The 22,554-nt window shown below is 66.3% G+C and carries 21 protein-coding genes; 11 read left to right on the forward strand and 10 right to left on the reverse strand.

Annotation, left to right across the window (positions count from 1 at the left end; translation table 11 throughout):
• Window positions 1–158: 158 nt before the first annotated feature.
• Window positions 159–1,673 (reverse strand): aldehyde dehydrogenase family protein, encoded by a 1,515-nt coding sequence (locus tag NMQ14_RS04265; protein WP_257093767.1) that lies wholly within the window; start codon window positions 1,671–1,673, stop codon window positions 159–161.
• A 122-nt stretch (window positions 1,674–1,795) separates the two neighbouring features.
• Between NMQ14_RS04265 and NMQ14_RS04270 the strand changes: the two genes are divergently transcribed.
• A complete protein-coding gene (locus NMQ14_RS04270) occupies window positions 1,796–2,986 on the forward strand; it encodes a helix-turn-helix domain-containing protein (protein ID WP_257093769.1) in 1,191 nt (396 codons plus the stop codon).
• 11 nt (window positions 2,987–2,997) lie between these two features.
• Here the strand turns inward: NMQ14_RS04270 and NMQ14_RS04275 are convergent, their stop codons facing one another.
• On the reverse strand, window positions 2,998–4,086 hold the full coding sequence (locus NMQ14_RS04275; protein ID WP_257093772.1) for a substrate-binding domain-containing protein: 1,089 nt from the start codon (window positions 4,084–4,086) through the stop codon (window positions 2,998–3,000).
• A 120-nt stretch (window positions 4,087–4,206) separates the two neighbouring features.
• Here NMQ14_RS04275 and NMQ14_RS04280 point away from each other — a divergent pair, with 120 nt between their 5' ends.
• Genes NMQ14_RS04280 through NMQ14_RS04290 form a run of 3 tightly spaced genes read left to right on the forward strand, consistent with a single transcriptional unit; the run spans window position 4,207 to window position 6,432 of the window.
• Complete coding sequence (locus tag NMQ14_RS04280; RefSeq protein ID WP_257093774.1) at window positions 4,207–4,911, forward strand: ABC transporter permease; 705 nt, start codon at window positions 4,207–4,209, stop codon at window positions 4,909–4,911.
• A complete protein-coding gene (locus NMQ14_RS04285) occupies window positions 4,904–5,611 on the forward strand; it encodes an ATP-binding cassette domain-containing protein (RefSeq protein WP_257093776.1) in 708 nt (235 codons plus the stop codon). The genes NMQ14_RS04280 and NMQ14_RS04285 overlap by 8 nt, the downstream gene beginning before the upstream one ends.
• Entirely contained in the window at window positions 5,602–6,432 is an 831-nt protein-coding gene (locus tag NMQ14_RS04290; RefSeq protein ID WP_257093778.1) for an extracellular solute-binding protein, read from the forward strand. Before NMQ14_RS04285 ends, NMQ14_RS04290 begins: the two co-directional genes overlap by 10 nt.
• Before the next feature lie 252 nt (window positions 6,433–6,684).
• On the opposite strand, the gene hyi is transcribed toward NMQ14_RS04290, so the two are convergent.
• Entirely contained in the window at window positions 6,685–7,473 is a 789-nt protein-coding gene (gene hyi, locus NMQ14_RS04295; protein WP_257093779.1) for a hydroxypyruvate isomerase, read from the reverse strand.
• Between the two features lie 108 nt (window positions 7,474–7,581).
• Here hyi and NMQ14_RS04300 point away from each other — a divergent pair, with 108 nt between their 5' ends.
• The 3 genes from NMQ14_RS04300 (at window position 7,582) to NMQ14_RS04310 (ending at window position 11,264) form a co-directional block, all read left to right on the forward strand.
• Window positions 7,582–8,331, forward strand: a complete 750-nt coding sequence (locus NMQ14_RS04300; protein WP_257093781.1) for a 2OG-Fe dioxygenase family protein — start codon at window positions 7,582–7,584, stop codon at window positions 8,329–8,331.
• 238 nt (window positions 8,332–8,569) lie between these two features.
• On the forward strand, window positions 8,570–10,174 hold the full coding sequence (locus tag NMQ14_RS04305; protein ID WP_257093783.1) for a methyl-accepting chemotaxis protein: 1,605 nt from the start codon (window positions 8,570–8,572) through the stop codon (window positions 10,172–10,174).
• Between the two features lie 103 nt (window positions 10,175–10,277).
• On the forward strand, window positions 10,278–11,264 hold the full coding sequence (locus NMQ14_RS04310; protein ID WP_257093785.1) for a hypothetical protein: 987 nt from the start codon (window positions 10,278–10,280) through the stop codon (window positions 11,262–11,264).
• Window positions 11,265–11,575: 311 nt separating this feature from the next.
• On the opposite strand, the gene NMQ14_RS04315 is transcribed toward NMQ14_RS04310, so the two are convergent.
• Genes NMQ14_RS04315 through NMQ14_RS04340 form a run of 6 tightly spaced genes read right to left on the reverse strand, consistent with a single transcriptional unit; the run spans window position 11,576 to window position 17,491 of the window.
• A complete protein-coding gene (locus NMQ14_RS04315) occupies window positions 11,576–11,938 on the reverse strand; it encodes a Na+/H+ antiporter subunit G (RefSeq protein ID WP_257093787.1) in 363 nt (120 codons plus the stop codon).
• 13 nt (window positions 11,939–11,951) lie between these two features.
• Window positions 11,952–12,221 carry a K+/H+ antiporter subunit F gene (locus NMQ14_RS04320; RefSeq protein ID WP_257078582.1) on the reverse strand — a complete coding sequence of 90 codons (270 nt, stop codon included), beginning with the start codon at window positions 12,219–12,221 and terminating at the stop codon, window positions 11,952–11,954.
• Complete coding sequence (locus tag NMQ14_RS04325; protein ID WP_257093789.1) at window positions 12,218–12,724, reverse strand: Na+/H+ antiporter subunit E; 507 nt, start codon at window positions 12,722–12,724, stop codon at window positions 12,218–12,220. The genes NMQ14_RS04320 and NMQ14_RS04325 overlap by 4 nt, the downstream gene beginning before the upstream one ends.
• The gene (locus NMQ14_RS04330) at window positions 12,724–14,340 is read right to left on the reverse strand and encodes a monovalent cation/H+ antiporter subunit D (RefSeq protein ID WP_257093792.1); all 1,617 of its coding nucleotides are present in this window, start codon (window positions 14,338–14,340) and stop codon (window positions 12,724–12,726) included. The genes NMQ14_RS04325 and NMQ14_RS04330 overlap by 1 nt, the downstream gene beginning before the upstream one ends.
• Entirely contained in the window at window positions 14,337–14,678 is a 342-nt protein-coding gene (locus NMQ14_RS04335; protein WP_257093795.1) for a Na+/H+ antiporter subunit C, read from the reverse strand. Before NMQ14_RS04335 ends, NMQ14_RS04330 begins: the two co-directional genes overlap by 4 nt.
• Window positions 14,675–17,491 carry a monovalent cation/H+ antiporter subunit A gene (locus NMQ14_RS04340; RefSeq protein WP_257093796.1) on the reverse strand — a complete coding sequence of 939 codons (2,817 nt, stop codon included), beginning with the start codon at window positions 17,489–17,491 and terminating at the stop codon, window positions 14,675–14,677. Before NMQ14_RS04340 ends, NMQ14_RS04335 begins: the two co-directional genes overlap by 4 nt.
• 221 nt (window positions 17,492–17,712) lie before the next feature.
• Between NMQ14_RS04340 and NMQ14_RS04345 the strand changes: the two genes are divergently transcribed.
• From NMQ14_RS04345 to NMQ14_RS04360, 4 genes are all read left to right on the forward strand, one after another.
• A complete protein-coding gene (locus NMQ14_RS04345; protein WP_257093798.1) occupies window positions 17,713–18,954 on the forward strand; it encodes a site-specific integrase in 1,242 nt (413 codons plus the stop codon).
• A 166-nt stretch (window positions 18,955–19,120) separates the two neighbouring features.
• The gene (locus tag NMQ14_RS04350; RefSeq protein ID WP_257093799.1) at window positions 19,121–19,411 is read left to right on the forward strand and encodes a hypothetical protein; all 291 of its coding nucleotides are present in this window, start codon (window positions 19,121–19,123) and stop codon (window positions 19,409–19,411) included.
• A gap of 122 nt (window positions 19,412–19,533) precedes the next feature.
• Entirely contained in the window at window positions 19,534–20,391 is an 858-nt protein-coding gene (locus NMQ14_RS04355; RefSeq protein ID WP_257093801.1) for a DUF692 domain-containing protein, read from the forward strand.
• Window positions 20,388–21,155 carry a DNA-binding domain-containing protein gene (locus tag NMQ14_RS04360; protein ID WP_257093803.1) on the forward strand — a complete coding sequence of 256 codons (768 nt, stop codon included), beginning with the start codon at window positions 20,388–20,390 and terminating at the stop codon, window positions 21,153–21,155. Before NMQ14_RS04355 ends, NMQ14_RS04360 begins: the two co-directional genes overlap by 4 nt.
• A gap of 31 nt (window positions 21,156–21,186) precedes the next feature.
• Here the strand turns inward: NMQ14_RS04360 and gdhA are convergent, their stop codons facing one another.
• Window positions 21,187–22,530 (reverse strand): NADP-specific glutamate dehydrogenase, encoded by a 1,344-nt coding sequence (gene gdhA / locus NMQ14_RS04365; RefSeq protein WP_257093805.1) that lies wholly within the window; start codon window positions 22,528–22,530, stop codon window positions 21,187–21,189.
• Window positions 22,531–22,554: the final 24 nt, after the last annotated feature.

The raw sequence follows: 22,554 nt of genomic DNA on the forward strand, positions 1-22,554 counted from the left end.
AATCGAGATAACCGATGCAAACCAATGATTAATAATTTATTTGTATGAATAATACAGCCCCGGATGGACGAAGGGGCGAACGATCTGCAGCGTCCGCCCCTTCACCGATCCGGCTCACCTTGCCGCGGCGAACCGGACCGAGCGGCCCCCTCGCAGGGTCAGAAGAATCCGAGCGCCTTGGGCGAGTAGCTCACCAGCAGGTTCTTCGTCTGCTGGTAGTGGTCCAGCATCATCTTGTGGTTTTCGCGGCCGATGCCCGACTGCTTGTAACCACCGAACGCCGCATGCGCCGGATACAGGTGATAGCAGTTGGTCCATACGCGGCCAGCCTGGATGGCGCGGCCCATGCGGTAGGTGCGATGCACCGAACGCGACCACAGGCCGGCACCCAGACCGTACAGCGTGTCGTTGGCGATGGCCAGTGCGTCGGCTTCGTCCTTGAAGGTGGTCAGCGCCAGCACCGGCCCGAAGATTTCTTCCTGGAACACGCGCATCTTGTTGTGCCCCTTCAGCACGGTCGGCTGGATGTAGTAGCCGCCCGCTTCCTCTTCCTTGCGCACGCTGCCGCCGGTCAGCACCTCCGCGCCTTCCTTGCGGCCGATGTCGATGTAGGACAGGATCTTTTCGTGCTGGTCGGAACTGGCCTGGGCGCCGATCATGGTGTCGGTGTCCAGCGGATGACCGCCGCGCACCTTGTTCACGCGGGCAATGGCGCGCTCGATGAACTTGTCAGCAATGTTTTCCTGGACCAGCGCACGGCTCGGGCAGGTGCACACTTCACCCTGGTTCAGCGAAAACATCGCGAAACCTTCGAGGCACTTGTCGAAGTAGTCGTCGTCGGCGTCCATCACGTCGTCGAAGAACACGTTCGGCGACTTGCCGCCCAGCTCCACGGTCGAGGGGATTATGTTCTGGGAAGCATATTGCATGATCAGTCGCCCGGTCGTAGTTTCCCCGGTGAAGGCGATCTTCGCGATGCGCTTGTTGGTGGCCAGCGGCTTGCCGGCTTCGATGCCGAAACCGTTGACGATGTTCAGGATGCCCGGCGGCAGCAGGTCCTGGATCAGTTCGATCAGGACGAGCAGGCTGACCGGGGTCTGTTCCGCCGGCTTCATCACGATGCAGTTGCCCGCAGCCAGAGCCGGCGCGATTTTCCACGCCGCCATGAGGATGGGGAAGTTCCACGGAATGATCTGGCCGACAACGCCCAGCGGTTCATGGAAATGATAGGCAACAGTGGTTTCGTCGATTTCCGACAGCGCACCTTCCTGTGCCCGGATGCAGCTGGCGAAGTAGCGGAAGTGGTCGATGGCGAGCGGGATGTCGGCAGCCAGGGTTTCTCGCACCGGTTTGCCGTTTTCCCAGGTTTCGGCGACGGCCAGCAACTCGAGGTTGGCTTCGAGGCGGTCGGCGATCCTGAACAGCAGGGCGGCACGTTGCGCCGGCGCAGTGCGCGCCCAGCCTTCACGGGCCTTGTGGGCGGCGTCCAGCGCCAGTTCGATATCAGCGGCTTGGGAGCGGGCGACCTGACAGAACACCTTGCCGGTCACCGGCGTGGTGTTGTCGAAGTACTGACCTTCAACCGGCGGTACCCACTGGCCGCCGATGAAATTGTCGTAGCGGGCCTTGAAAGTGAGTTTCGAACCGGGTTGACCGGGGTCGGCGTAGCGCATGATCTGTCTCCTCGAATGATCGGTTGCCCTGCGGCCGACGTCGAATGCGCGGCACAAGAACACAGGGTCGGCCCGCACGCTAGTCTGTGCGGGGTAGGTATCCGGTAGGTGGAGGAGCGCTTGTGAACAATACGTCTGGCCGTCTGGCGGATCGCCGGCGGCGCATCGAATCGCTGCGGCGCGGTGAGCGCAGCACCGGCGAACACATCGTCGTGGTGGGCATGGACATTGCCGGCTCATGGCAACGTTCGCGCGAAGCCGTGTCCGAGACCTGCTCGGCGGCACCGCTCGACGACACCGCGCCGGACTGGACCGGTTCCGCCTACGGTCAGGCGCTGGTCGCCTGCGTCGACGAGCTGGAAACAGTGGCGATCGAAAGCGGCATGGTGGCGGCGGTCAGCGACGCCGATGGCCGTCTGCTGTGGACCGGCTGCAGCCGCAACATGCGCACCCGCGCCGAGCGCGTGCATTTCGTGCCCGGCGGCCGCTGGGATGAACGCTCGGTCGGCACCAATGCGCTGGCCCTGGCGCTGCGTCATCGCCGTCCGGCCAGCGTCTTTTCGGCTGAACATTTCATTCCCGCGGTGCAGGACTGGGTGTGCTACGCCGCCCCGGTGCGCGACACGATCAGCGGCGAGGTGATGGGCGTGGTCGACCTGTCGACCACCTGGAACCGCCATTCGCCACTGGCGCTGCATGCGGTCGAACGTTTCGCCGAGCGCGTTTCGCAGGCCCTGCAGGGGGTCAGCCAGGCGCCGGTGCTGCGGCTGCGCATGCTCGGCACACCGCAGGCCTCGATACACGGCAAGGTGCTGCCGCTGTCGCCGCGACAGATGGAAATCCTCTGCCTGCTGGCACTGCATCCGGAAGGGATGGATCTGGAACGGCTGCACGCGGCCATCTACGGCGACCGCACGGTCGGGGTGGCCACGCTGAAGACCGAAGTGTCGCAACTGCGCGAACGGCTCGGTGGCGCCATCGGCTCTCGCCCCTATCGACTGCTGGTGAACTGGCAGGCCGACTTCATGGATCTGGAACAGGCGCTGAACGCCGGTCGCGTCGAGGCGGCGCTGGCCGGATACCGCGGCGGCTTTCTGCCGCGCACCGAAAGCCCGCTGCTGCGCACCTGGCGCGACTGCCTCGAATCACGACTGTCGGACGCCATCTTCCGCATCGACGACCCCGACCTGCTGCTGGCCCACCTCGGTCAGTCGCCCGAGGCGGTCGACGCAGTGGAGCGGCTGGTCGAACTGTTACCGGGCGACCACCCGGTGCGTGCGCGCCTGCTGCAGACCCGCGACAGCCAGCGCTGACGGGCAGGGCATCAATTACCGAACAGCAGTCGTTCGGCCTCCGGAAGATCATATTCGACGCCTGCTTCGTCCAGCGAATAACCGCTCATGTCCTGCGCGCGCGCCTGCCAGTCCGGCTGGCGCAGCAGGCCTCCCAGCACGTCCAGCGTGCGGCGCGAGGCCGGGCCGTCGCGCAGCGCCAGAAAGTACATTTCCTCGAACAGCGGCAGGAATTCCAGGCCCAGCCGTCGCGCGAAGGCCTCCAGGCCCAGGCCCGCATCGGCCTCGTCACTGGCGATCAGCGCCGCCACCGCGGCATGGGTGTGCTCTTCGTCGCCCTCGTTCAGCGCGCGGGTATCGAGTCCGGCCTGACGCGCCAGCTGGTCGAACGCGAGCCGCGTGCCGGCGCCGGGCTGACGATGCACGAAGCGCAGGTCGGCACGCGACAGATCGCTCAGTCCGCGCACGCCCCGTGGATTGCCGCGGGCGAGGATCAAACCTTGCGTGCGGCGCGCGAAGCCGAGCAGACGCAGCCGCGGCAAGCCGTGCTGCGCGAGGTAGAGCGTCCAGATGTCGCGACCGAGTTCGCCGATCGGACAATGAAAGCCGGCGATGTCGCAGCGGCGTGCCGCCAGCGCGAGCAGCGATTCCAGGCTGCCGTGCGTGCTCAAGCTTGCGCTGCCGCCGTCGTGGCGCAGCAGGCGGATCAGGTCGTTCAGCAGCGGATCATGGCTGGCGGCGATGCGCAGTGTGCCTGCCACGCCACCCGATGACTGCAGCGGCAGTGCGCGCATCGGCTGGCTGGCCGTGTGCAGCGCGGCGGCGAGCGACTGCCGGGCATCGCGGTCGACGGCCAGCAACTGGCGGGCAAAGTCGTCCAGCGTCGAGCCACTGGCGCGCGCGGTCGAAATCAGCGTCTGGCCGAAGTACCCCTGCCAGGCGTTGATCAGCCCCCAGGCGTTGCGATACGAAAATCCGATGTGGCGCGCCGCAGCTGCGATCGAACCGGTCGTTTCGATCGCGGTGAGCAGCGACAGCAGCCGGCCGATGCCGGCCGGTGCATCGGGACCGAAATCCCACTCGATCCCGAGCCGCGGTGTGGTTATGGCATTTTCAGACATATAGGAAACCTTCTGGTAGGGCGTTAGCTTTCGAGATCTTATGTGTTTCAGAATGCAGATAATGAGTTTTCAGGGGCGGCGTACCAAACTGCCGCAGACCATACCTGGTGCCCGCCGGGCATGAGCACGCTCGGCGAAAGCTTCGTGACCGCAGGCGGGCTGGTGCTCGCCGGCGATCCTCAATTGCTGGGCATCGTGGCGCTCAGCCTGCAGGTCAGCCTGACGGCCGTGTTCCTCGCGTCCTGCATCGGCCTGCCGATCGGTGCTGCGGTGGCGGTCGGGCGCTTTCCCGGTCGCAAGCCGCTGACCGTCATCCTGAACGGCCTGATGGGGTTGCCGCCGGTGGTCATCGGGCTGCTGGTCTACCTGCTGCTGTCGCGCGCCGGCCCGCTCGGATCGTTCGGCCTGCTGTTCACGCCGACCGCAATGGTGATCGCGCAGGTGGTGCTGATCACGCCCATCGTCGCCGCACTGTCGCGCCAGATCGTCGCCGACGCCTGGCGCGACTACGAAGAACAGCTGCGTTCGCTCGGTGCCTCGACGCCACGTGCCGCCTTCACGCTGCTGGTCGATACCCGCTTCTCGCTCAGCACGGCGGTGCTGGCCGGCCTCGGCCGGGCGGTGGCGGAGGTTGGTGCGGTGATGATCGTCGGCGGCAACATCGACGGCGTCACCCGCGTCATGACGACCAGCATCGCACTCGAAACCAGCAAGGGCGACCTGCCGCTGGCGCTGGCACTCGGTTTCATCCTGATCGCCATCGTGCTGCTGCTCAATGCGCTGGCGCACGGGGTGCGCGAATGGGCGGTGCGTCGCCATGGCTGAGGCACTGATCACGCTCGACACGCTGCGCTACGACGCCGGCAACCGAACGCTCATCCGCGACGTGTCGCTGCGCATTGAGGAAGGGCGGCGCACGCTCATCCTCGGTCCCAACGGCGCCGGCAAAAGCGTGCTGATGCGTCTGATGCACGGGCTGATCGAACCGAGCGCCGGCCGCATCCTGTGGAACGGAGGCAGCGGCCGCCCGGCGCAGGCCATGGTGTTCCAGCGACCGGTCATGCTGCGGCGCAGTGTGCTCGACAACGTCATCTATGCGCTCGATCTGGCCGGCGTGCCGGCAGCCGTGCGCCGCGCGCGCGCGCTCGACGTGCTCGAACGCGTCGGTCTGACCGCGCTGGCCGACCGGCCGGCGCGCGTGCTGTCCGGCGGCGAGCAGCAGCGCGCCGCGCTGGCGCGCGCCTGGGCACTGCGCCCGCGCGTGCTGTTCCTCGACGAGCCGACCGCCAGTCTCGATCCGGGTGCAGCGGCCGAAGTCGAGCGGCTGATCCGCGTCATCGCCGACGAAGGCTGCAGCATCGTCATGGTCACCCATCACCTCGGTCAGGCGCGTCGCCTGGCCGACGACATCGTGTTCGTCGACGCCGGACGCATCACCGAACACACGCCTGTCGCTGAATTTTTTGCGTCACCACGCTCGGCCGAAGCCGGGAATTACCTCAGAGGAGAGCTTTCATGGACCTGATCCGCCGTTCCTTCATCGCCTCCGCAGTGGCTGCCGCCATCGCGATGGGCGCCCCGTTTGCCGGCGCAGCCGACCGCTTCATCACCGTGTCGTCGACCACCTCGACCGAACAGTCCGGCCTGTTCAAGCACCTGCTGCCGGTGTTCCAGGCGAAGACCGGCATCGAGGTGCGCGTGGTCGCGCTGGGCACCGGCCAGGCGCTGGACATGGCACGTCGCGGCGACGCGGACGTGGTGTTCGTGCATGACAAGGTGGCGGAAGAGAAATTCATCGCCGAGGGCTTTGGCGTGAAGCGCCAGGAGGTCATGTACAACGATTTCATCCTGGTCGGTCCGAAGTCTGACCCGGCGAAAGTTGGTGGCGGCAAGGACATCACCGAAGCGCTGAAAGCCATACAGGCCGCGCAGGCACCGTTCGTGTCGCGCGGCGACAAGAGCGGCACGCACGCCGCCGAGCTGCGGCTGTGGAAGGCGGCCGGAATCGACCTGGACGCGGCGAAGGGCGCCTGGTACCGCGACACCGGCTCCGGCATGGGCCCGGCGCTCAACACCGCAGCATCGATGAACGCCTACATCCTGGCCGACCGCGGCACCTGGCTGTCGTTCAGGAACCGTGCCGATCTGACCGTGTCGGTCGAGGGCGACAAGCGCCTGTTCAACCAGTACGGCGTGATCCTGGTCAATCCGGACAAGCACCCGCACGTGAAAAAGGCCGACGGCCAGGCCTTCATCGACTGGGTGGTGTCAGCCGACGGCCAGGCCGCCATCGCAGACTACAAGATCGACGGCCAGCAGTTGTTCTTCCCGAACGCGGTGAAGTAGGGCGCAGCCGATCTGCGACGGGGGTGTTGGGCATCGCTGCGCTCACCCCAACCTACGATGGGGGCGGGGTGAGGGAGTGGATGTTGGGCATCGCTACGCTCACCCCAACCTACGGTCGGTACCGGGGCGGGCGTTTCGATCGCTTGACATCGTTTCGCTCAGCCCGACCTGCGGTGGGTAGCGGGAGCGAGGTGCTGGCGGGGTCGTAGGTTGGGGTGAGCGCAGCGATGCCCAACAACGCACCCGGCCCGGTCACCCTCCGACATGGGCGCAGGCCCGCATCCAGCCCAGGCCGGCCTCCGTGTCGCCGGCGGGAATGTATTCGGCGCTGACCCAGCCGGTGTAGCCGATGCGATCGAGCCAGTCGAACAGGAAGGGGAAATTGATCTCGCCGCTGCCCGGTTCGTGGCGGCCGGGGTTGTCGGCGATCTGCACGTGGCCGATGCGCGCGAGCTCGCGCTGCAGCGTGCGGGCGAGGTCGCCTTCCATGATCTGCATGTGATAGACGTCGTACTGCAGCTTCACGTTCGGCTCGCCGACCCGTTCGATCAGCGCCAGCGTTTCGGCCGAGTGGTTCAGCAGGAAGCCCGGCATGTCGCGTCTATTGATCGGTTCGACCATCAGTTCGATGCCCGCGCGCGACAGCGCGCGCGCAGCGAAGCGCAGGTTGCGTTCCATCACGGCCAGCAGCGCCGCGCGGTCCGCGCCGTCCGGCGCCAGACCGGCCAGGCAATTGATGCGCCGGCAACCCAGGATGCGCGCGTATTCGAGCGCCTGCCCGACGCCCGCTTCGAACTCATCCACCCGGTCCGGCAGGCAGGCGATGCCGCGCTCTCCGGCCGCCCAGTCGCCGGGGGGCAGATTGAACAGGACCTGTTCGAGCCGGTGGACCTGCAATTCGTCGGCCAGTGACTCGGCCGGCACGCCGTAAGGAAAGTGGCATTCGACACCGGTGAAGCCGGCGCGCGCGGCGGCTGCGTAGCGCCCGACGAAGGGCTGCTCCGTGAACAACAGTGACAGGTTGGCGCAGAAGCGGGGCATGTGACGTCATTCCAGGCGAAGGCACGATTCTAATTGGCGGCGGACATGCGTTGTCCGGTCGCGCGGAGTATCGTCTGCGGCTTCGCGTTTCTTCGCCCGGCCCTGTTCATGCCCGCACACACCACTCACGGCGACGATCCTCATGCCCTCGCGGAATGCATCGCCACGCATGATTTCTGCTTCCTGCCGGCCGATCACACGAAAAACGGTCTGGCCAGCCTCGAAGCGGGCTGGAGCAGCGACTGGGACCGTTTTGCCGCCAGCTGGGGATCGCTGGAGCGCGATACCTACATGGCGGACGGCGGCCGCTACCGCCGCCGGCGTTATGCGGTGCTGAGCGCGTCGGCCGACAGTCTCGACGCGGTACTCGAGCCACATCAGCCGCATTACCAGAGCCTCGACTACAACAACCTGAATGGTGGCGTCGCACGCCATTTCGCACCGATCGCGCCCGAGGTGATGCAGGGCGCGACCATGCAGACCGCGATCCGGCTTGGCCTGGGTGTGTTCCAGCGCCTGCATCCGGGCGCAGCGGCGCACATCGAGGTGCACCAGTTCCGCATCGAGGCACTGCCCGACGGGGCCGGCAAGCCGACGCCGGAAGGCGTACATCGCGACGGCGTCGATTTCGTGCTGGTGATGATGGTGCGGCGTGAGAACGTCGAAAGCGGCACCACCGAAATCTTCTCACCCGAAGGCGATCCGCTGGACAGCTTCACGCTCACCGCACCGTGCGACGCGGCGCTGGTGAACGACCAGCGTGCGCTGCACGGCGTCACGCCCATCCATCCGCTGGACCCGTCGAAGCCGGCCTGGCGGGATGTGCTGGTGGTGACCTACCGGCGCGCGACGCGCTGAGCGTCCCGGGCCGGGACCGACAGCGCTTGCCAGTCGGCATAGGCGTCGGCCACGAGCAGCAGGCGGGAGGCGATCCGAGAAAGTACCGGGGTGGCGGCAGCTGAACAGTCAGCGCCTCTTCGCGGTACGGACTGTCCTGTATTGAATCCGGTCCCCGTCGGTAACCCAGGTCTTCAGGTTCACGACGCGGATGTCGTTGATCAAGGGCGGGCAAATCGCAACCACCACCGGTGATGGAGTGAACGAACGGATGCGCAACTTTTCGATTGGTACGCGGCTGACGCTGTGTCTGGGCGGGCTGCTGGGGGTGTTGCTGATCGCGGCACTCGGCGCGACATGGCATGTGGCGCAGCGGCAGCAGGCCTCGCAACAGGCGGTGGCGGCGCGATTCGAGCGGGTCGAGACGGCGCGCGAGGCGGAAGTGCTGTCGGAGCGCATCGCGCGTGAGCTGTTTCACCTGGTGTCGGCGCCCGATCGTGCGACGCGCGTACCACTTTATACGAGCATCGATGCCAGCAAGGCGGCGCTCGATGCGCTGTTCGCCGACGACGCCCCCGGCAGCGAGGCTGTCCGCAGCCGAAGCGCCACTTTCCTGGCCTCTTTCATCGACATGGCCGATCTGATCGAAGGCGACGACGCGGCGGGCGCCGTCGGTCTGCTGCAGTCGCGCACCCTGCCGGCACTCGATGCCCTGCTGGCCACCTGTCGCGAACTGGCCGACAGCGAGCGCGCAATGGCGCGCAGTGCGGCCCGCGCGGCGAACGAACAATCCGCCCAGGCACTGCAGGCGCTGGCCGTCGGCGCGGTGCTGCTGGTGCTGTGCGGCGCCTTGCTGGTGTATCGGCTCACGATCAGCATCGTGCATCCCATGCAGGCTGCAGAGGTGGCCGCGCGTCGCATGGCCAGCGGCGATCTGGCGTCGCCGCTGGCCTCGCAGGGGCAGGACGAAACCGCACGCCTGATGGCCACGCTGGAAGACATGCGCCTGGGCCTGCGCAGCATGATTGCCGGTGTAGTCGACGAAGCGGACCGCATCGGTGGCATGTCCGATGCCCTGCAATCGGTGGCCGGCCGCATCCGGAACGATTCGCTGAGCCAGTCCGGCATGGCGCGCGCGGCTGTGGACGAAACCGCCGGACTGACGGCTCAGGCGCAGGTCGTGCTCGCCACCGCCGACGAGGGGCAGACGATTGCAGCGCGAGCGCGCGAGCTGGCAGAGCAGGGCCACCTGAACATCCGCGAAGTGGTCGGTCAGATCGAAAACCTCGCCGTGTCGGTCAGTCAGTCGGCCGAAGAGGTCGCCTTCCTGAAAACGCGTGCCGGTGGCATCGGTGAATCGGTACTCACGATCGGCGAAATCGCCGAGCAAACCAATCTGCTGGCACTGAATGCGGCCATCGAGGCGGCACGCGCCGGCGAGAGCGGCCGCGGTTTCGCGGTGGTGGCCGACGAGGTTCGCAAGCTGGCCACCCGCGCCGGCAAGGTGTCCGTGCAGATCCGCGAGGTCATCGGCGTGATGCAGGCCGAAACCGACCGCGCAGTGCAGAGCGTGACCCAACGTGCGCAAGACATGCGGGCCGGCCTGACTGCGGTCGAGGCCATCGTGGCCCCACTCTCGGAACTGAGTGCCGAGTCTGATCGCTCGCACCGCCAGCTGGGTCTGCTGTCGGAGGCTGCGCACAACCAGAGCGCTTCCGCAGCGCGCATCAGCGGCACCCTGGCGCGCATCGCCGATCTGGCCGGGTCGAACGAAACCCGCACCGCCGAATCGGTCAGTTCGAGCAGCCAGCTCGATGCCATGTCACATGCACTGCGCGATTCGGTGGCCCGCTTCCGTCTGTAAGGAAGCTTCTCGGCCGCAGGTCATCTGGGTACGTACCGGACAGGGCTCGACCGCGATCAAGCGATCGCGGTGACCACTGGTTCCGACCGACTCAGGAGGCTGCATGGGAAACGTCCGCAGGACTGTGCTTGAAGCACTCGCGCTGGCCTGCCTTCCGGCATCGTTGCGGGCGGCACCGACGCGCGCCGACGGGCGACCCGACGGGTCTTCGGCGGCGTTGTCGGGTGTCGGCATGCCCTACGACGCCTTCGACGCGCTACCTGTACGAGAACTCAAAGTACCCGACGGCATCCTCCGGATTGCCGTCGCCAGTGATCTGCCGGCAGCGCAACACGCCGTCATCGACCGTTGGGCACTGCGCAGCGCCCAGGCGATCGCCGATTTTTACGGCCGCTTTCCAGTGCCGCTTACCCGGCTGCTGTTCATTTCCGCTGCAGGGGGCCGTATCAACGGCACCACCTGGAGCTACCGCGGCCCGGCCATCCGCATTCCACTCGGCCTTTCGGTCACGCCCGCAGCGATGCTCGACAGCTGGGTGCTGATGCACGAAATGGCGCATCTGGCGCTGCCTTCGCTGGCCGACGCCCAGTTGTGGCTGGAGGAGGGCACCGCCACCTATGTCGAATCCGTCGCCCGCGTGCGCATCGGCCAAGCGACGCCGGCCAGCCTGTGGGCCGGTTTCGTGCAGGGCATGCCGCACGGTCTGCCGCAGCCGGGCGACGAAGGGCTGGACCACACGCAAACCTGGGGGCGCACCTACTGGGGCGGTGCGCTGTTCTGTCTGCTGGCCGACATCGCCATCCGCGAAACAACCGGCGACCGTCACGGTCTGCCGCAGGCGCTGCGCGGCGTTCTCGCTGCCGGGGGGTCGATCGAACAGCGCTGGACTGTCGAGCACCTGCTGTCGATCGCCGACGCCGCGACGGGCACGTCCGTATTGGCATCCTTGTATGCACAGATGAAGGATGCCCCGGTGCAGATTGATTTGCCTGCGCTGTGGGCAAAGTTGGGCGTTCTTCCGCGCAGCGCTGGCGTGGGACTCGATGACGGGGCGCCGCTGGCAGCGATCCGGCGAGCGATCACCGGATGACCGTGCCGGTCATCGGGAACCGCTGCGCCACGTCACGACGTGTTCAATAGCCGTTCGCTTCGCGCAGCAGGCTGCCGGACCGCGCTTCGAGCGGTGCGGTTTCGACACGTCGAGGGTCAGACCGGGCATGCCAGGCGACGGACCCGGCCGCTTTCCGGATTCGTCGGGCGCGGTGGCCGGGTCCGCGAAAATACGGGCAACATCAGAACGTCAGAGGGTCTTTCGACAGCGCCACCTTAACTTCTGAAAACAGTAATTTTCAGAAGTTAAGGATTCGGACCGCAAGTGCCTGCAGAAACCTTTCAGCCTGCTCAGCCTTGCTTGCCCGGGGTTTCCGCACCGTCGTCGAAGCCCGCCGGACGACCTGCCTTCGATTGCACCTTCAAGTGCAGCGCAGCCTTGGCCATCAGATTGGCCGATACCGGCGCGGTGATGAACAGGAACAGCGTGATCAGCAATTCCGGCACGCCGAAACGGCCGCTGGCCCAGCTGTAGACCATCGCGGCGATCAGCACACCGCCAACGCCCAGCGTCGTGGCTTTGGTCGGTGCGTGCAGACGCATGAAGAAATCACCGAAGCGCGCGAGGCCGATGCCGCCGACCAGCGTGAACAGCGCACCGATGATGAGCATCAGCGATATCAGGGCGTCGACCAGCGGATGCAGGGTGTCCATATATATAGATGCCTTACTCGATCACGTCGCCGCGTGTGAGGTAGCGCGCCAGCGCCACCGTCGACACGAAACCCAGCATGGCGACGATCAGCGCCGCCTCGAACAGCAGTTCGGTCTGCTGGCGGATGCCCAGCAGCACGACCAGCGCCACCACATTGATGTAGAGCGTATCGAGCGCCAGCAGGCGGTCGGTCACTTCGGGGCCGCGGAACAGGCGGAATGCGCACAGCAGCATGGCCAGTGCAACGGCGGCGACGGCGATGTCGAGGGCCAGCGGCATCATTCGAAAATCTCCCGCAGCGGTCGTTCGTAACGGTTCTTGATGTCCTGCGCCATCGCGGCCGGGTCGCTGCAGTCGAGCGCATGCACCAGGATTTCGTGGCGGTCCTCGTCGATCACGCAGGACACCGTACCCGGTGTGGTCGTGATGACGGTCGCCAGCAAGGCGATGCCGTTCGGGTGCCGGATATCGAGCGGCACCGGCACCCACGCGGGCTGCGGTTCGCGTGCCGGATTGAGCACGATTTTCGCGACCGTGATGTTGGACACCACGATGTCCCACAGCACGATGCCGGCGAAGCGCACGACGGTCGCCCAGGACGAAACCTTCACCTGCGGCCCGAGAAAACCCGCCAGTACGCGTGGCAGCAGCAGCGCGAGCACGGTGGCGGTGATCAGCTGGGGCACGGCGAACGACTGCTGCAGCAGCAGCCAGCTGGCGGCAATGATGGCCGACATGAACGGATGCGCCAGCCAGCGCTTCGGGTGGGATGTTCCGGTCGCCATCACGGCCCTCCTTCCGTGCCCTGCCCCGCCGGACCGCCCGCCGCCGGTCGCGGGAAAACATAGGGCAGCGTGGTGTCGACGCCCTCGCCGCCCAGCACGCCGAGCGCGTAGGCGCGATGGTCGGTCAGCTGTGCAGCCGCAGCATCGGTGTAGCGCTTCAGCGGATCGGCCAGCACGGTCATGGCAACACCGCCGACCAGCAGTGCGATGGTGGCGAGCACCAGCTTGCTGCTGGCGCCCGCTGCGGTACCGGTGCCCGCCAACTCGGGGCGCGTGCTCCAGAACAGCAAACTGCCGGCGCGCGCCAGCCCGATCAGCGTCAGGAAACCGACCGACAGCACGACGAACCAGATCCACACCTGCGCATCGTGACCACTGGACGCCTGCAGCACCATCAGCTTGCCGATGAAGCCGGGCAGCGGCGGCAGGCCGGCAACCGAAGCCGCGGCCAGCAGCAGCATGAGACCGAGCAGCACCGGCTGCGCCACCGGTGCGCCGGGCTCAAGCCGGCTGTCGGCGTCGCCGCGTTGCGAAGCGACCAGTTCGACCAGCAGGAACAGTGCGGCGATGACCAGCGTGCTGTGCGCCATGTAATACAGCGCGGCGGACCAGGCAGCGGTGCTGAACAGGCCGAGCGACGCCAGTATCGTGCCGACCGACGCGATCGTGAGATAGGCGACCAGACGCGGCAGGGTCTGCGCGGCCAGCGCGCCGAATACAGCCAGCGCGCTGGTGCCGAGCGCCAGCGGCAGCAGCCAGGGTTCGGCCACCAGCGCCGAGGCGCCACCGTCTGCACCGAAGATGACGCCGTGCACCCGCACGATGCTGTACACGCCGACCTTGGTCATCAGCGCGAACAGTGCCGCCACCGGCGCGCTGGCTGCGGCATAGGTCGCCGGCAGCCACAGGTAGAGCGGCAACATGGCAGCCTTGACACCGAACACCACCAGCAGGATGAGCGCAGCCGCCTTCAATACCAGCGCCTCGTCGCCGGTGACCAGCGGCACGCGCTGCGCCAGATCGGCCATGTTCAGCGTGCCGGTCACGGCGTAGATCAGCGACACACCAATCAGGAACAGCGCCGACGCGGCGAGATTGATCGCCACGTACTGCACGCCGACGCGGAAGCGCTCCTTGCCCTGGCCGTGCACCAGCAACACGTAGGACGCGATCAGCAGCACTTCGAAAAACACGAACAGATTGAACAGGTCACCGGTGACGAAGGCGCCGCACAGACCCATCAGCTGGAACTGGATGAGCGCATGGAAGTGCCGGCCGTGACTGTCCCAACCGCCGCTCGCATACAGCAGCACCGGCAGCGCGACCGCCTGCGTGAGCACCAGCATCAGGGCCGACAGCCGGTCGACCACCAACACGATGCCGAACGGCGCCGGCCAGTCGCCGACGCGATACACGCGCAGTTCGCCGCCATGTGCGTCGAGTGCAAGCTTGAGCGCCAGCAGCAGTCCGAGCGTGACCGACGCCAACGCGATGCGCCGCGCCAGCACCAGGCGTTCACGGCTGTCGCCGATCAGCACCAGCAGCATTGCGGTGAAGGCGGGCAGCAGCACGGTGAGCACCGGCAGATGCGGCGAAATCAGGCTGACGAGGCTCATGCGCCCGGTTCCTTGCCATCGACCTGGTCGGTACCGGACTCATGATGGCTGCGCAGCGCCAGTTCGATGACGAAGCCGGTTGTGGCGAACCCGATGACGATGGCGGTCAGCACCAGCGCCTGCGGCAGCGGATCGGCGATCACCTCGCCGTTGCCGATGATGGGTGGCGCACCGGTCCACAGACGGCCCATCGCGAAGATGAACACATTCACCGCGTAACCGATCAGCGTCAGTCCGAGCACGACCGGAAAGCTGCGGCCGCGCAGCATCAGGAACACGCCGCAGGCGGTGACCCAGCCGATGCCGCTGGCGACCAGGAATTCCATGCTCACATTCATCCGTGACTCTCCTTGCTGGCGGCGCCGAGCACCGACAGCATCAGCAGCGTTGCGCCGACCACGGTGATGTACACCCCGAGGTCGAACACCGCGGCGCTGGCCAGCGGCAGTTCGCCCAGCACTGCAACCGTCGGGTGTCCGTGTGCGCTGGTCAGGAAAGGTTTGCCGAACACGAAGGCGGCGACACCGGTCAGCCCGGCAATTGAGAGGCCGCTGCCGATCCAGCGGCTGAAGCGCCGCCCGGCCGCGCCATGCAGCAACGATTCGGCGCGCGCCTGACCGAGCGCCATGAATTGCAGCACCAATGCCACAGCGGTGACCAGCCCGGCGATGAAACCGCCGCCGGGCAGGTTGTGCCCGCGCCAGAAAATGTAGGCTGACACGACCAGCGCCAGCGGCAGCACGATGCGCGCCGCCACGCGCAGCAACAGCGGCTGCTGTTCGAAGGTCCATGCACGCCCGGCCGTATCGACGGTCGGCCGCTTCACGCGCAGGCCATCGAGCAGCGCCAGCGCGCCCAGCGCGGCAATACCCAGCACGGTGATTTCGCCGAAGGTGTCGTAGCCGCGGAAGTCGACCAGGATGACGTTCACCGCGTTGGTGCCGCCGCCGCCGGGCAAGGTGTTGTCGAGGAAGAACCAGGAGATCGAAGAATGGTCGCGCGTCAGCATCAGCCAGGCCAGCGCCGCCACGCCGCCACCGGCTGCCAGCGCCAGCGCGGCGTCACGGCCATAGCGCAGCGACGTCGATTCGCGCGGCGAGGTCTGCGGCAGCAGCGCAAGTCCCATCAGCAGCAGCACCGTGGACACCACTTCGACCGACAGCTGGGTCAGCGCCAGATCGGGCGCCGACAGTGCGACGAAGGTGAGCGCGGTCACCATGCCGACGACGCCGGTCAGCACGACCGCCTGAAAGCGTGCGTGGTGCGTCCACACCAGTGCCGCGCCCGCCGCGAGCAGCAGTGCCCACACGACGATGGCCAGCGGCGGTGCGTCGAGCAGCGTGCGGCTGCCAGCTTCCGGCAGTCTGTCTGCGGCGCCGAAAGGCGCCACGGCCAGTATCAGCACCAGCAGCACCATCAGCGCCAGCGAGCGCTGGAGTGAGCCGTTCTCGATGCGGTCGGTCAGCCGGCCGGAAAAGGCGAACAGGCTGTCCGTCAGGCAGGTGAAGCTGGCCTTACCGGACCAGCGCTGCGGCGTGTAGCCGGGCAGACCGAACGATTTCTGCAGCGTGAAATACAGCGCCAGTCCGCCCGCCACGGCAATGGCGCTCATCAGCAGCGGCAGGTTGAAGCCATGCCAGATCGCCAGGTGATAGTCGGGGGGGGCGGTGCCGAGCAGCGCGGTCGCGGCCACGTGGACGAGCGGGCCGTAGGTGATGGCCGGCAGCACACCGACAACGACGCACAGCGCGGCCAGCAGTGCGACCGGCGCCAGCATGCCGATCGGCGGGTCATGTGGGTGCGCGTCCGGCGGCAGATCCTTCGGCGCGCCATTGAAGAAGGTGGCGTGCACCAGTCGTACCGAGTAGGCCATCGAAAAGATCCCGGCAAGCGTCGCGATGACCGGTACGGCCACGTCCCACGGCAGCGTCGACTCGACCGCCTCGTGGAAGAACATTTCCTTCGACAGGAAACCGTTGAACAGCGGAATGCCGGCCATCGCCGCCGCAGCCGTCATGGCGAACGTTGCCGTCCAGGGCATCAGCCGGTACAGACCGCCGAGACGACGCAGGTCGCGCGTACCGGTTTCGTGGTCGATGATGCCGGCGCTCATGAACAGCGCCGCCTTGAAGGTGGCGTGATTCAGGATGTGGAACACGGCGGCCACCGCCGACAGCGGCGAACCCAGCCCGATCAGGAAGGTGATGAAGCCGAGGTGGCTGACCGTCGAGTAGGCGAGCAGCGCCTTCATGTCGTGCTTGAAGATTGCCACCCACGCCGCGAAGGCCACGGTTGCAAGCCCGAAACTGGCGACCACCCCCTCGAACAGGTCGGTGCCGCCGAGCGCCGGATAGAGCCGGGCGAGCAGGAACACGCCGGCTTTCACCATGGTGGCCGAATGCAGATAGGCCGATACAGGCGTCGGGGCCGCCATCGCTTCCGGCAGCCAGAAGTGGAAGGGCACCTGCGCGCTCTTGGTGAAGCAGCCGACCAGGATCAGCCCGAGCAGCAGCGGATACAGCGGGTCGGCCTTGATGAGGTCGCCGCGCGTCAACAATTCGCTCAGTTCATAGGTGCCGGCAACCTGGCCGAGCAGCACGAAACCGGCCAGCATGACCAGACCACCGCCGCCGGTGACTGCCAGCGCCATGCGCGCGCCCGCCCTCGCCTCTTCCTTGTGCCCCCAATAGCCGACCAGCAGGAAGGACGACACGCTGGTGAGTTCCCAGAACACCACCAGCAGCATGATGTTGTCCGACATGACCACGCCGAGCATGGCTGCCATGAACAGCATCAGCAGCGTATAGAACTTGCCGGCCGGGTCCGATGCCGCCAGATAGAAATGCGCGTAGATGACGATCAGCAGGCCGATGCCGGTGATCAGCAGCGCGAACAGGAGAGCCAGGCCGTCGAGCCGCCAGCCGATGGACAGGCCGAGCGACGGCACCCAGTCGGTGTGCGCGATCAGCGTCTGGCCGGCCAGTATCTGCGGCGCAAGCGACAGCAGCAGCGCGAGCGCGGCGACCGTCACGCTACCGGCCGCCAGGGCGGTCAGCGTGCGGCGCGCGGGCGAGTTGTCGCGGCCAAGGCCGAAACACAGCAACGTGCCTGCCAGAAGGGGCAGCAGCACTATCGTGGCAAGTGGATTCATGGGCGCTGCGAAGTCGGGCTACGTCTGTCCGGCCGAAGAATAACCTTGTTTGATCCGAGTGCTCCGATGGGCGGAGCGCCCGACAGGCTCGTTTCGTTGTCCAGTCCGGATGATCGTATCCCTGACTGACGCGAACCTGACCGGTGCAATTGCCGGTTGGTTCCGCAGGCCGGTTACCATCCGGCTGCCCTGCCCTGCAACGTTGTCCGCCCGATTCCGCCATGAGTGACGAAAGCGCCCTGCCCGAACTGCCGGTTCCGATCCGTCCGCTGGACGAAGTCACCGTGCCCGCCGCGCTCGACGGTCACGACGGCATCAACCGCGCCGATGCGGCGCGGCTGCAGATCAGTGCCTCGAACGACGTCGATGCCATCCGCTGCTTCCTGACCGAGTACGAACAGTCGCCCGGCACGCACCGCATCTACCAGCGCGAGTGCGAGCGGCTGCTGCTGTGGTCGCTGATCGAATGCGGCAAGCCCTTGTCCAGCCTGAACCGGCAGGACTTCGAAGGCTATCTGCACTTTCTGGCCGATCCGCAGCCGGCGAAGCTGTGGTGCGCACCCAAGGTGCCGCGCGTGAAGCCCGCGTGGCGCCCCTTCGTCGGTCCGCTGTCGGATTCGGCGGTGCTCACGTCGATCGCGGCGATCAACTCGCTGATGGCCTATCTGGTCGACGCCGGCTATCTGTCCGGCAATCCGCTGGGCCTGATCCGGCAGCGCCGGCGCAAGCTGAACATGACGGCGACCGGACCTGCCCAGGTCATCGCGCAAACCGAGGAAATGCAGAAGATCGAGCGCTTTCTCGACGCCGAAATGTGGCACGCGGTCACCCGCGCCATCGAGGCCCTGCCGCGCGAGACGGAGGGCGAACGCGACGAATACGAGCGCGCTCGCTTCATCGCCGCCCTGCTCTACATGCTGGCACCGCGTGCCGGAGAGCTGGAATCGCATCGCATGAACAGCTTTCGCGAGGAGCGCGGCCGCTGGTGGTGGCATGTCGTCGGCAAGGGCGGCAAGCAGGCCAGGGTGCCGGTGGCCGACGACATGGTGCATGCGCTGGTGCGCTACCGGAAGCATCTGGGGCTCAGCGCGATGCCGAAACGCACTGACCTCACCCCCTTGCTGGTATCGATCAAGGACCGCAGCCCGATTACCGCACGCCGGTTGAACCAGATCCTGAAGAAGCTGTTCAACGCCGCCGCCGACCTGCTGCCCGAGGTCTCGGAACACAAGCGCGAAAAGCTGCGCGCCGCCTCGGCGCACTGGGGACGCCATACCGGCATAACGGCCAAGCTCGACAGCGGCATGAACGAACGCTTCGTGCAGAAGGACGCCCGTCATACCGACGCGCGCACGACGCAACGCTACATCCACGAGGAGGAAGAACGCTGGCATGACGAGGCGCAGAAACAGCAGTTGCCCTGGGCAAACCCGTCAGATGAGGAGACGCTGAAGAAGCCCTGATGCACGGGCAGCGAAAAATTTCTCCAGGTGAAGTAAGCATCGCGATGCCACACGGGTCTAGTGGCGGGAGAGCGCAATGCGCGGGCCATCGGCCGGCGGGTGTTGTTCTCGCACAAACCCACACGGGCACATGCCCACATACACGCCCATTACCCAGGAGAACATGATGTCGACAATGAAATTCGGTGCTTCGATTGCTGCCGCTGCCGCTGCGCTCGCCCTGTCCGGTTCGGTTTTTGCCGCGGATGCCCCGGCAGGTTCGAAGGGCATGGCCATCGGTGCCAGCGACAAGGTGCATTGCTATGGCCTGCATGCCTGCAAGGGCAACAGCGACTGCGCCACCGCAGAGCACAGCTGCAAGGGCCAGAATGCCTGCAAGGGCCACGGCTTCAAGGGTGTCCAGGCCAAGGACTGCCTGACCCAGGGCGGCACCATCGGCGACCTGGCCGCCAAGTAAGCCGACGCCTCAGTCGTTGCCCCCCGCCGTTCGCGAAACGATCACGTGCCCGCCAGGACATGTCGCCGGTCGCGAACGGTTTTTCATTTTCCGCGAAGACGCAGGTGGACAGGACTGCCCCCATGAATACCTTGACCCGAGAATCACCCGGATTCGGGCTGGGATTGCGCCCTGCCCACTACGCCGCACTGCTCGAACAGCGGGCGCCGCTCGACTGGCTGGAAATCATTTCGGAAAACTTCATGGTCGACGGCGGCAAGCCGATGGCGATGCTGGACCGGCTGCGCGCCGACTATCCGATGGCCATGCACGGCGTGGCGCTGTCGATCGGCTCCGACGAACCGGTTGATCGCGACTACCTCGCCCGCCTGAAAGCGCTGGCCGATCGCATCGATCCGCTGTGGATTTCCGATCACCTCTGCTGGACCGGCATCAACGGCCGCAACTCGCATGACCTGCTGCCGCTGCCGTACACCGAAGAATCCGCCCGCCTGCTGGTGCGCAAGATCGGTCAGGTGCAGCACGAACTGGGGCGCCGGCTGGTGCTCGAGAATGTGTCGAGCTATCTGGGCTACGGCATGTCGGATGCGACCGAATGGGATTTCATCCGCGCGGTGGCCGACGAGGCGGATTGCCTGCTGCTGCTTGACGTCAATAACATCTATGTCAGCAGCGTCAATCACGGCTTCGACGCGCTCGACTACCTGCACGCCATGCCGTCGAACCGCATCCAGCAGATACATCTGGCCGGTCATTCGACGCATGACGACCATCTGGTCGATACGCACGACCATCCGGTGTGCGAAGAAGTGTGGGCGCTCTATGACATCGCCTGCGGCATGTTCGGCAACGTGGCGACGATGATCGAGCGCGACGACCACATTCCGGAACTGCCCGAACTGCTGCGCGAACTCGACCGCGCCCGCCGCATCGCGATCCGCGCCGAGCACAGCGCACCGTTCGAAAGGGCCGTGGCATGAGCGCGCTCGCAAGCCTGCAGACGCAGTTCATCGATTACCTGCACGACAGGCCGAACGACTTTCTGGATTCGCTGGCCGACGCCGGCGGTCTGGGTAAGGCCGACCGCGCGCACATCTATTTCAATGCTTACCGCGTCCGCCTGCTCGACACGCTGAAGGACAGCTTCGACAAGACCTGGGCATGGCTGGGCGACGATCGCTTCGAATCGACGGCGCTGGCCTGGATAGCCGACCACCCGCCACGCCAGTTCAGCCTGCGGCCCTTCGGCGACCGCTTCGCCGACTGGCTCGGTGCAGTGTGGCCGGACGACCCGGAGGTGTCGGAACTGGCCCGGCTCGACTGGGCGATGCGCCAGGCTTTCGACGGGACCGACGCCGAACCGGTCACCGGCGCGACGCTGGCCGATTTCGACGACGACGACTGGGCGCAGGTGGTGTTCCGCCTGCACCCGACCGCGCAATGGCTGCGTGTCACGCGCAACACGCTGGACCTTTGGCATGCGATGGACCGCAGCGACGCCCCGCCGCAGGTCGAAGTGCTGGACCGGCCGGGCCGTTTGCTGGTGTGGCGCAAGGGCTTCCAGCCGCACTTCCGTTCGATCGGCGACGATGAAGCCGCCATGCTGCAGGCGATGGCGTCGGGCACGCCCTTCGCCGCCGCCTGCGAATCCGTGGTCGCTGAAGATGCCCGCACCCTGATCGGCGGCTGGCTGGCGCACTGGCTCGACGACGAATTGCTCGTCATCCGCCCGAACCTGCCCTGACGGCCGGCGCTGGCTACCCTGCGGGCGCCCGTCAGATCACGCCCTGCGCCAGCATGGCATCGGCCACCTTGACGAAGCCGGCGATGTTGGCACCGTCGACATAGCTCAGGCGGCTATCCGGCCGCTTGCCGTACTGCAGGCAGGCAGCATGTATGCCCTGCATGATGTGCAGCAACCGGGCATCGACTTCGTCGCGCGTCCACGACATGCGGATCGCGTTCTGGCTCATTTCCAGACCCGAGGTCGCGACACCGCCCGCGTTCGATGCCTTGCCCGGCGCATACAGTACGCCGGCCGACTCGAACGCGCGCACCGCTTCCAGGGTCGACGGCATGTTGGCGCCTTCGGCCACGCACTTCACGCCATTGGCGATCAGCGTGCAGGCGTCGCGCTCGTCCAGTTCATTCTGCGTCGCGCACGGCAAAGCCAGTCCGACCGGCACCTGCCAGGGGCGCACACCGGCTTCGAAGCGCGCGCCGACCTGTTTCGCGTAATCGCTGATGCGACCATAGGCGCGGTTCTTCACGTCCATCAGGATGGCCAGCTTCTCCGGCGTGAAGCCGTCCTCGTCGATCACCGTGCCGGCGGAATCCGACGCCGTCACGACGCGTGCGCCAAAGGCCATCGCCTTTTCGATCGCGTACTGCGCGACGTTGCCCGATCCGGACACCGCGACGCGCATGCCATCCATCGACTGGCCGGCATGGCACAGCATTTCCTCGGCGAAATACACCGTGCCGTAACCGGTCGCCTCCGGCCGGATCAGAGAACCGCCGAAACTGAGGCCCTTTCCGGTGAATACGCAGTCGGCGCGGTTGCTGAGCTTTTTCATCATGCCGGCCATGAAGCCGACCTCGCGGCCACCGACGCCGATGTCACCCGCCGGCACGTCGGTGTCGGAACCGATGTGACGGAACAGTTCCGACACGAAAGCCTGGCAGAAGCGCATCACCTCACCCGGGCTGCGGCCTTTCGGATCGAAGTCCGAACCGCCCTTGCCGCCGCCCATCGGCAGCGTGGTCAGTGCATTCTTGAAGGTCTGCTCGAAAGCCAGGAACTTCAGGATCGACAGATTCACAGACGGATGGAAGCGGATGCCGCCCTTGTACGGACCGATGGCCGAACTGTGCTGGATGCGGTAGCCGCGATTGACCTGCACATCGCCCTGATCGTCTACCCAGGACACGCGGAACATCAGGACGCGCTCGGGTTCGACCAGGCGGTCAAGCAGCGCGTGCTCGGCATAGCGGGGATGCAGTTCGATGTGGGGCCACAGGCTTTCCATCACCTCGGTCACCGCCTGCAGGTATTCGGGTTGCCCCGGGTTGCGAGTATCGACGTGGGCGATGAATGTTCCGAAATTGCTGTGTTTCACTCGTTTCTCCAGGAAGAGTCAGGA

It is taken from the genome of Methyloversatilis sp. XJ19-13 (assembly GCF_024580155.1).
Lineage (GTDB): Bacteria > Pseudomonadota > Gammaproteobacteria > Burkholderiales > Rhodocyclaceae > Methyloversatilis.

Excerpts from the sequence above, each read along its gene's own strand:
- NMQ14_RS04265 (WP_257093767.1), bottom strand. The coding sequence starts at position 1,673 with ATGCGCTACGCCGACCCCGGTCAACCCGGTTCGAAACTCACTTTCAAG.
- NMQ14_RS04275 (WP_257093772.1), bottom strand. The coding sequence starts at position 4,086 with ATGTCTGAAAATGCCATAACCACACCGCGGCTCGGGATCGAGTGGGAT.
- NMQ14_RS04280 (WP_257093774.1), top strand. The coding sequence starts at position 4,207 with ATGAGCACGCTCGGCGAAAGCTTCGTGACCGCAGGCGGGCTGGTGCTC.
- NMQ14_RS04285 (WP_257093776.1), top strand. The coding sequence starts at position 4,904 with ATGGCTGAGGCACTGATCACGCTCGACACGCTGCGCTACGACGCCGGC.
- NMQ14_RS04290 (WP_257093778.1), top strand. The coding sequence starts at position 5,602 with ATGGACCTGATCCGCCGTTCCTTCATCGCCTCCGCAGTGGCTGCCGCC.
- hyi (WP_257093779.1), bottom strand. The coding sequence starts at position 7,473 with ATGCCCCGCTTCTGCGCCAACCTGTCACTGTTGTTCACGGAGCAGCCC.
- NMQ14_RS04300 (WP_257093781.1), top strand. The coding sequence starts at position 7,582 with ATGCCCGCACACACCACTCACGGCGACGATCCTCATGCCCTCGCGGAA.
- NMQ14_RS04310 (WP_257093785.1), top strand. The coding sequence starts at position 10,278 with ATGGGAAACGTCCGCAGGACTGTGCTTGAAGCACTCGCGCTGGCCTGC.
- NMQ14_RS04315 (WP_257093787.1), bottom strand. The coding sequence starts at position 11,938 with ATGGACACCCTGCATCCGCTGGTCGACGCCCTGATATCGCTGATGCTC.
- NMQ14_RS04320 (WP_257078582.1), bottom strand. The coding sequence starts at position 12,221 with ATGATGCCGCTGGCCCTCGACATCGCCGTCGCCGCCGTTGCACTGGCC.
- NMQ14_RS04325 (WP_257093789.1), bottom strand. The coding sequence starts at position 12,724 with ATGGCGACCGGAACATCCCACCCGAAGCGCTGGCTGGCGCATCCGTTC.
- NMQ14_RS04330 (WP_257093792.1), bottom strand. The coding sequence starts at position 14,340 with ATGAGCCTCGTCAGCCTGATTTCGCCGCATCTGCCGGTGCTCACCGTG.
- NMQ14_RS04335 (WP_257093795.1), bottom strand. The coding sequence starts at position 14,678 with ATGAATGTGAGCATGGAATTCCTGGTCGCCAGCGGCATCGGCTGGGTC.
- NMQ14_RS04340 (WP_257093796.1), bottom strand. The coding sequence starts at position 17,491 with ATGAATCCACTTGCCACGATAGTGCTGCTGCCCCTTCTGGCAGGCACG.
- NMQ14_RS04345 (WP_257093798.1), top strand. The coding sequence starts at position 17,713 with ATGAGTGACGAAAGCGCCCTGCCCGAACTGCCGGTTCCGATCCGTCCG.
- NMQ14_RS04350 (WP_257093799.1), top strand. The coding sequence starts at position 19,121 with ATGTCGACAATGAAATTCGGTGCTTCGATTGCTGCCGCTGCCGCTGCG.
- NMQ14_RS04355 (WP_257093801.1), top strand. The coding sequence starts at position 19,534 with ATGAATACCTTGACCCGAGAATCACCCGGATTCGGGCTGGGATTGCGC.
- NMQ14_RS04360 (WP_257093803.1), top strand. The coding sequence starts at position 20,388 with ATGAGCGCGCTCGCAAGCCTGCAGACGCAGTTCATCGATTACCTGCAC.